The organism is Streptomyces sp. NPDC051987 (assembly GCF_040680735.1).
In the GTDB taxonomy this organism is placed as follows: domain Bacteria; phylum Actinomycetota; class Actinomycetes; order Streptomycetales; family Streptomycetaceae; genus Streptomyces.
This window is the reverse complement of the sequence record NZ_JBFAXI010000171.1, coordinates 1-7980: the sequence shown is the minus strand read 5'-3', so window position 1 is coordinate 7980 and position 7980 is coordinate 1. Positions and strand designations below refer to the sequence as shown.

Sequence of the window (7980 nt, the reverse complement as noted above, 5' to 3'; positions counted from 1 at the left end):
GTTTGGAGTGCTCGCCACCCTGTCAAGGTGGAGGCCGCGGGTTCAAATCCCGTCAGGACCGCTGAGGTTTCACGTGAAACCTCGTGGCTGGGTAGCTCAGTTGGTACGAGCGATCGCCTGAAAAGCGATAGGTCGCCGGTTCGACCCCGGCCCCAGCCACAACAGACAGCCCCTCCGGACTTCCGGAGGGGCTGTTCTCATTCCGCACCGACCCCACCCTGCACTGCCTCCGCACCGGCCCACCCCCCTGCGCCGCCTCCACTGACCGGCTCCGTTTTAGGCAAGATCACAGCGGAGTATGGCATTCCTTTGACGTCGGACTGCGAGCATGACGTCAGCATGACAACGCTGCGCTGAGTCGTCCCCTCCGGCGTTCTCGTGACCACACCCGCGAACGCTCCGTGGAGACCGCATGCGCAGATCCCGCCCCGTCGTCGGGCTGTCCCTCGCCGTGATCGTCGCGGCGGGGGTGATGAGCGGTTGGGAGGCCGGACGGGCCGCGGCCGACCCGGCGGGTCCGGGCGGAACGCTGTACGTCGACCGCGACGCGCTGTCCTGCAGTGACAGCGGCACGGGCACGGAGAGCAAGCCGTTCTGCTCCGTCCAGGCCGCCGCAAACGTGGTCGAGCCGGGGGACACCGTCCGGATCCTGGGGACCTCCCTCTCCCCGTACGCGGAGGCGGTGACCCTCACCCGGTCGGGGACCGGTGACGAGCCGATCACGATCAGCGGAGCGCCCCTCCCCCAGAGCCGGTCCGCGGCGGTGCTCGCCGCGCCCGCCACCGCACCGGCGCTGACCCTGGAGGGCGTGCACGACGTACGGATCGAATCGCTGACCTTCAGCGACGCGCACCACTCGGACGTGGTGGCGGTGACCGGGTCGGACCACGTGACCCTCGACCGGCTGACGGTCGACAACTCCTCCCCGACGACTCCCGTCACCGGCACGGCGATCGGCGTGGACGGCGCGTCCTCGGACGTGACCGTGGAACGGAACTCCATCTACCCCGGCACCGCGTACGGCGTCCGGGTGCAGCCCGGAGCGGCCCGGGTCACCGTGACGACCAACATGATCCTCACGCAGCAGCAGGGCGGGATCGCGGTGTCCGGGGCGGCCGGCACGGACGTGACCAGCAACACCGTCTTCGCCCCCTGTGCCACCGGGATCTCGCTGGACGGCGGGAGCTCCGGGGTGGTGGAGAACAACGTGGCCCTCACCAACGGCTCGACGCGGACCGGTGCCTGCCAGGCACCGGCCGCGCCGCTCTACGCGGTGTCGGCCGACTCCACGAGCCAGGTCACCGCCGACTACAACGTGGCGGCGAACGCGGCGTCCGGTTCCACCCCGGCCCGTACCGAGTACTCCTGGGCCGGGGCCTCCTACGCCACCAGCGCGGCCTTCCGGGACGGGACCGGCCAGGGCACGCACGACCTCGACGGGATCAACGCATACCCGTCGACGCCGGCCGAGCGCTCCTCCCTGATCGACTCGGCCGACGCCACCGCACCCGGCGAACTCACCACCGACTGCGAGGGACGTCCTCGGGTCGACGACCTGCTGGTCGGCAACACCGGCACCGGCGCCACGGCCTTCTACGACCGGGGCGCCCTGGAACGGCAGGACACCCTGACCATCGCCTCCGGCGACATCCCGACGCCCCCGAAGGGGCTCGCACCGCTCGGCATCTCCCTGCAGACCGACGCCACCAGCGCCTGGGGCGCCCCTCTCACCTACTCGGTCGACTTCGGCGACGGCAGCGACCCCGCCACCGGCGCTCCCGGCACCCCGGTCGCCCACACCTACGCGACGCCGGGGCTGTACACGCCCCGCATCACGTTCACCGAACCCGACGGGACGACCGCCGAGCACATCTACGCCGGTGTGGCGGCGGGTACGGCCACCCCGCCCGCCGCAGCCCTGTCCGCCGCCCCGGAGACCGTGGACGGGCAGGTCGACGCCGGGTACGCGCGGTTCACGCTGCCGGCGCCGGCCGACGCCTGGGAGGTCGCGTACCGAACCCTGAGCTACGGCGACGGCACGCAGGAGAACCTGGCCGTCGGCGCCCAGCAGACCGCCCACCAGTACCCGGCCCCCGGCACGTACACCGCCACCCTCACGCAGACCGACCTGCTCGGCCGCACCACCACCGCCAGAACCACCTTCCACGCCGCCGACGCCTACGTCGCCGTGACCCCGCGGTACGACACCCAGAAGACGATCGCCGCGCACGGTGTCCTGAAGCTGTCGGCGGCCACGCTGGGGGCCGACTCGGACGGCGTGGACGCGGTCCAGCTCCAGCTCGTCACCAGCGGGGCCAAGGCGAGCGGCGCGCTCACCCCCTACACCCACGGCTCCACCCGTCCGGGCACCGCCGACGTCGCCTTCGAGCGGGGCCGTACGACCACCGCCGAGACGACGGTGAAGGTGACTGAGACCGGTGCGGTCGACCTCTACAACGGCAGCGCCGGTGCGGTGACGGTCGACGTCGCCACGGTCGGCCTCCTGTCCCACGCCCAGTACGCCGACACCTACCACCCGGCCGTTCCGGCCCGCCTGCTCGACACCCGCACCGGCACCGGCGGCGTACGCGGCCCGGTCGCCGGCGGTCACTCGGTCACCCTGACGGTCGGCGGCACCCACGGCGTCCCGGCGAACGCGGACGCGGTGGTCCTCGACGTCACGGCGACCACCACCAGGGCGTCCGGCGACCTCGCCGTCGCCACGCACGGCAGCAACGACTCCAGCGTGAGCGGGCCGTACTGGACCACCGGCCAGACCGCCACCGACCAGGTGGTGATCCCCGTGCACGACGGAAAGGTCGTCCTGCACAACGACAGCAAGGCCTCCGCGCACCTCGTCGCGGACCTCACCGGCTGGTACGGCACCGCCGACGGCTCCGAGTTCGTGCCCGCCACCCCCACCCGCACGACCGTCAGGATCGGCGCCCACACCACCCTCAAGCTCAAGGTCACCGGCGCCCACGGCGTCCCCGCGACCGGGGTGACCGCGGCCGACCTGAACCTCACCGTCCCCTCCCCGTCCGGCAGCGGCTACCTCGTCGCCCACGCGGACGGCACCGCACGGCCCGGCGTCTACTCGCTGAGCTTCGCCCAGGGGCACACCGCGGCCAACCGCGCGCTGGTCAAGGTCGGCACCGACGGCGAGGTCGACCTCTACAACGCCGGTGCCGTCCCGGTGACCGTCTACGCCGACCTGCTGGGCGCCTACGGCGTCTTCCCCGCCGCGCCCTGAATCTCCTTGGCCGAGCACCCCGCCGCCACTAGGTTCTGGCGGGTCGACACGTCACCAGGGTGGGGAAGATGAACCGGGATCAGGACATACAGCTGGAGAAGGAACGGGCGCGGTACGGCCTGCTCGCCGTCGTCGTCAGCAACCTCGCGATCGCCGCGGTGGCGGTCTTCGGGGTCTGGCGGCTCGACGGCAACGAGTCCGTGATCATCGGCGTCCTCACCGCCGCCTTCACGGCGGTGAGCAGCATGACCACGGCGTACCTGGGGATCAAGGCCGTCTCCAACACGGCCAAGTCCATAGCGGCAGCCACCGCCCAACCCCCGGCCGAAACCCCCGTCCCTCCCACCCAGCGAACCTCGTAGGAGAAGGAACGGCTGGGCAGCGCACCGTAAGGGGGCGCGGGGCCGTGTCGATGTGCGGCTGCGCCGCGTGGGCGCGAGAAGCCCCCACCCGCACGCGAAACACCGCGCCCGCCCTCCAGCCCCCGGCCGAACCGCCGGAGGCAAATGCGGTCGCCAGGAATTTGGCCGAGGTGAGATCCTGGACCGCGTATGTCTACGCATCCCGCCCCCGCCCTCGGCCCCCTCGCCCCTCGCCTGACCGAGCTCTCACTGCGCGACGCGCACCGGCTCGGGCGCAGGCTGGAAGGCGCGCGCAAGATCCGTAAGCCGGAGGCCCGAGCCGCCGTCCTCGCCGAGATCGAGGCCGAGGTGGCCAGGGCCGAGGAACGGATGGCCGCCCGGCGCGCCGTCGTACCCGCCGTGTCGTACCCCGAGCAGCTGCCCGTCAGCCAGAAGAAGGACGAGATCGCGGAGGCGATACGCGACCACCAGGTCGTGATCGTGGCCGGTGAGACCGGCTCCGGGAAGACCACCCAGATCCCCAAGATCTGTCTGGAGCTCGGGCGGGGCGTGCGCGGCATGATCGGGCACACCCAGCCCCGCCGGATCGCCGCCCGTACCGTCGCCGAGCGGGTCGCGGAGGAGCTGCGCACGCCGCTCGGGGAGTCCGTCGGCTGGAAGGTCCGCTTCACCGACCAGGTGAACCCGGACGCCACCTTCATCAAGCTGATGACGGACGGCATCCTGCTCGCCGAGATCCAGACCGACCGCGAGCTGCGCGCCTACGACACGATCATCATCGACGAGGCCCACGAGCGGTCCCTCAACATCGACTTCCTGCTCGGCTATCTGGCCCAGCTGCTGCCGCGCCGGCCCGACCTCAAGGTCGTCATCACCTCCGCGACCATCGACCCCGAGCGGTTCTCCCGGCACTTCGGCGACGCCCCGATCATCGAGGTGAGCGGCCGGACGTACCCGGTGGAGGTGCGGTACCGGCCGCTCCTCGAAGAGGACGCCGAGGACGCCGACCGGGACCAGATCACCGCCATCTGCGACGCCGTGGAGGAGCTCCAGGCCGAGGGCCAGGGCGACATCCTCGTCTTCCTCTCCGGGGAGCGGGAGATCCGGGACACCGCCGACGCGCTCACCAGGAAGAACTACAGGTTCACCGAGGTCCTCCCGCTCTACGCCCGGCTCTCGCACGCCGAGCAGCACCGGGTCTTCCAGCCGCACACCGGTCGCAGGATCGTCCTGGCGACCAACGTCGCCGAGACCTCCCTCACCGTCCCCGGCATCAAGTACGTCATCGACCCCGGCTTCGCCCGGATCTCCCGCTACAGCCACCGCACCAAGGTGCAGCGGCTGCCCATCGAGCCGATCAGCCAGGCCAGCGCGAACCAGCGCAAGGGCCGCTGCGGCCGTACCTCCGACGGCATCTGCATCCGGCTGTACAGCGAGGACGACTTCGTCTCCCGGCCGGAGTTCACGGACGCCGAGATCCTGCGCACCAACCTGGCGAGCGTCATCCTGCAGATGACCGCGGCCGGCCTCGGCGACATCGAGAAGTTCCCCTTCATCGACCCGCCGGACCACCGCAACATCCGGGACGGCGTGCAGCTGCTCCAGGAGCTGGGCGCGATCGACCCGGCCGAGAAGGACCCGCGCAGGCGGCTCACCGACACCGGCCGCAAGCTCGCCCAGCTGCCCGTCGACCCGCGGCTCGCCCGGATGGTCCTGGAGGCCGACAAGAACGGCTGTGTCCGCGAGGTCATGGTGATCGCCGCCGCGCTCTCGATCCAGGACCCGCGCGAACGCCCGGCCGACAAGCAGACCCAGGCCGACCAGCAGCACGCCCGGTTCCGCGACGAGACCAGCGACTTCCTCGCCTTCCTCAACCTGTGGAAGTACGTCAGGGAGCAGCAGAAGGAGCGCGGCTCCAGCTCCTTCCGGCGCATGTGCAAGCAGGAGTACCTGAACTTCCTGCGCATCCGCGAGTGGCAGGACATCTACACGCAGCTGCGCACGGTCGCCAAGCAGATGGGCATCCACCTCAACGAGGAGGACGCCCCCGGCGACCGCGTGCACGTCTCCCTCCTCGCCGGTCTCCTCTCCCACATCGGCATGAAGGACGTGAAGGACGGCGCGAAGAACGAGTACCTGGGGGCGCGCAACGCGAAGTTCGCGCTCTTCCCGGGCTCCGCGCTGTTCAAGAAGGCCCCCCGGTTCGTGATGTCGGCGGAGCTGGTGGAGACCTCGCGGCTCTGGGCCCGGGTCAACGCGAAGATCGAGCCGGAGTGGGTCGAGCCGCTCGCCGGGCACCTCCTGAAGCGGACGTACAGCGAGCCGCACTGGGAGAAGGACCAGGCGGCCGTGATGGCGTTCGAGAAGGTCACGCTCTACGGCGTACCGATCGTCGCCGACCGGAAGGTGAACTACGGCCGGATCGACCCGGAGACCAGCCGCGAGCTTTTCATTCGCAACGCACTGGTCGAGGGCGACTGGCGCACCCACCACAAGTTCTTCGCCGACAACCGCAGGCTGCTGAGCGAGGTCGAGGAGCTGGAGCACCGGGCCCGGCGCCGGGACATCGTCGTCGACGACGACACGCTCTTCGACTTCTACGACCAGCGGGTGCCCGAACACGTCGTCTCCGGCGCCCACTTCGACTCGTGGTGGAAGCGGAAACGGCACGAACAGCCGGAGTTCCTCGACTTCGAGCGGGAGATGCTGATCCGGGAGTCGGCGGGAGCGGTCACCAAGACCGACTACCCGGATTCCTGGCGCCAGGGGCAGCTGAAGTTCCGGGTGACCTACCAGTTCGAGCCGGGCGCGGACGCCGACGGCGTGACCGTCCACATCCCGCTGCAGGTCCTCAACCAGGTGACGGACGAGGGGTTCGACTGGCAGATCCCGGGCCTGCGGGAAGAGGTGGTGACGGAGCTGATCCGCAGCCTGCCCAAGCCGATCCGCCGCCACTACGTGCCCGCGCCGAACTTCGCGAAGCGCTTCCTGGACACCGCGTCGTCCCCGGAGGGACGCCATCACGCACAGTCCCTTCAGGAGCCGCTCACCACCACCATGGCGCGTGAGCTGAAGCGGATGGTCGGCGTGCCCTTCGAGGCCGAGGACTTCGACTGGGCGAAGGTCCCCGACCACTTGAAGATCACCTTCCGGATCGTCGACGAACGGCGCCGGAAGCTGGCCGAGGACAAGGACCTGGAGGCGCTGAAGCTCCGGCTGAAGCCGAAGGCGCGCCAGGCCCTCTCGCAGGCGGCGGCCGCCACCGCCTCCCGGGAGGGCGGCGAGTCCCTGGAACGCAGGGGGCTCACGGACTGGACGATCGGCACCCTGACGCGCGTCTTCGAGACGCGCCGGGCGGGCCAGCCGGTCAAGGCGTACCCGGCGCTGGTCGACGACGGCGACACGGTCTCCGTCCGCCTCTTCGACACCGAGGAGGAGCAGGCCGAGGCGATGTGGAAGGGCACGCGCCGGCTCATCCTGCGCAACATCCCCGTGAACCCGGCGAAGTTCGCGTCGGAGAAGCTGACCAACGCCCAGAAGCTGGCGCTGTCGGCGAACCCGCACGGCAGCATCCAGGCCCTGTTCGACGACTGCGCGATGGCGGCGGCGGACAAGCTGATCGCAGACTTCGGAGGGCCGGCGTGGGACGAGGAGTCGTACCGGAAGCTGTACGACAAGGTGCGCGCCGAGATCGTCGACACGACGGTCCGCACGGTCGGGCAGGTGCAGCAGGTCCTCGCCGCCTGGCAGGCCTGTGAGCGCCGCCTGAAGGGCGTACGGAGCCCCGCGCTGCTGGCGAACCTGACGGACGTCCGCAAGCAGCTGGACGCCCTGGTGAAGCCGGGCTTCGTGACATGGGCCGGGATACGGCGCCTCCCCGACCTGATGCGGTACCTCGTGGCCGCGGACCGCCGCCTGCAGCAGATGCCGACGAACGTCCAGCGGGACACCACCCGCATGGAGAAGGTCCACGAGATGCAGGACGAGTACGCCTGGCTCCTGGAGCAGCTCCCGAAGGGCCGGCCGGTGCCGCAGCAGGTCCTGGACATCCGCTGGATGCTGGAGGAGCTGCGGGTCAGCTATTTCGCCCACGCGCTGGGCACGGCGTACCCGATCTCGGACAAGCGGATCGTGAAGGCGATCGACACGTTGGCCCCGTGACCGACCGGGCACGCTGGGTGAGTTCGACCAGCACCCTCCCCCTCCTGTACAGTCCTTCTCGCAGCACAACGCAAGACAAAGTGCCGCGAAACCTGGTCCTGTGGAGCAGTTTGGAGTGCTCGCCACCCTGTCAAGGTGGAGGCCGCGGGTTCAAATCCCGTCAGGACCGCTCAAATCGAAGGCCCGCTTCCCCAAGGGAAGCGG

The 7980-nt window shown here is 70.4% G+C and carries 3 protein-coding genes and 2 tRNA genes; all 5 read left to right on the top strand.

Annotation, left to right across the window (positions count from 1 at the left end; genetic code table 11):
* Positions 1–85 precede the first annotated feature (85 nt).
* A tRNA-Phe gene (locus tag AB0M11_RS40675) sits at positions 86–159 on the top strand.
* A 253-nt stretch (positions 160–412) separates the two neighbouring features.
* Positions 413–3253 carry a PKD domain-containing protein gene (locus tag AB0M11_RS40670; protein WP_365713904.1) on the top strand — a complete coding sequence of 947 codons (2841 nt, stop codon included), beginning with the start codon at positions 413–415 and terminating at the stop codon, positions 3251–3253.
* A gap of 68 nt (positions 3254–3321) precedes the next feature.
* Positions 3322–3615: a hypothetical protein gene (locus tag AB0M11_RS40665; RefSeq protein WP_365713902.1), complete on the top strand. Its 294-nt coding sequence runs from the start codon at positions 3322–3324 to the stop codon at positions 3613–3615.
* A 189-nt stretch (positions 3616–3804) separates the two neighbouring features.
* Entirely contained in the window at positions 3805–7776 is a 3972-nt protein-coding gene (hrpA, locus tag AB0M11_RS40660; protein ID WP_365713900.1) for an ATP-dependent RNA helicase HrpA, read from the top strand.
* A gap of 94 nt (positions 7777–7870) precedes the next feature.
* Positions 7871–7945 (top strand) — tRNA-Asp (locus AB0M11_RS40655).
* The last annotated feature ends 35 nt before the right edge of the window (positions 7946–7980 follow it).

Bases quoted from the DNA above. Each gene is read 5' to 3' on its own strand.
- AB0M11_RS40665 (WP_365713902.1), top strand. From the start codon at position 3,322: ATGAACCGGGATCAGGACATACAGCTGGAGAAGGAACGGGCGCGGTAC.
- AB0M11_RS40670 (WP_365713904.1), top strand. From the start codon at position 413: ATGCGCAGATCCCGCCCCGTCGTCGGGCTGTCCCTCGCCGTGATCGTC.
- hrpA (WP_365713900.1), top strand. From the start codon at position 3,805: ATGTCTACGCATCCCGCCCCCGCCCTCGGCCCCCTCGCCCCTCGCCTG.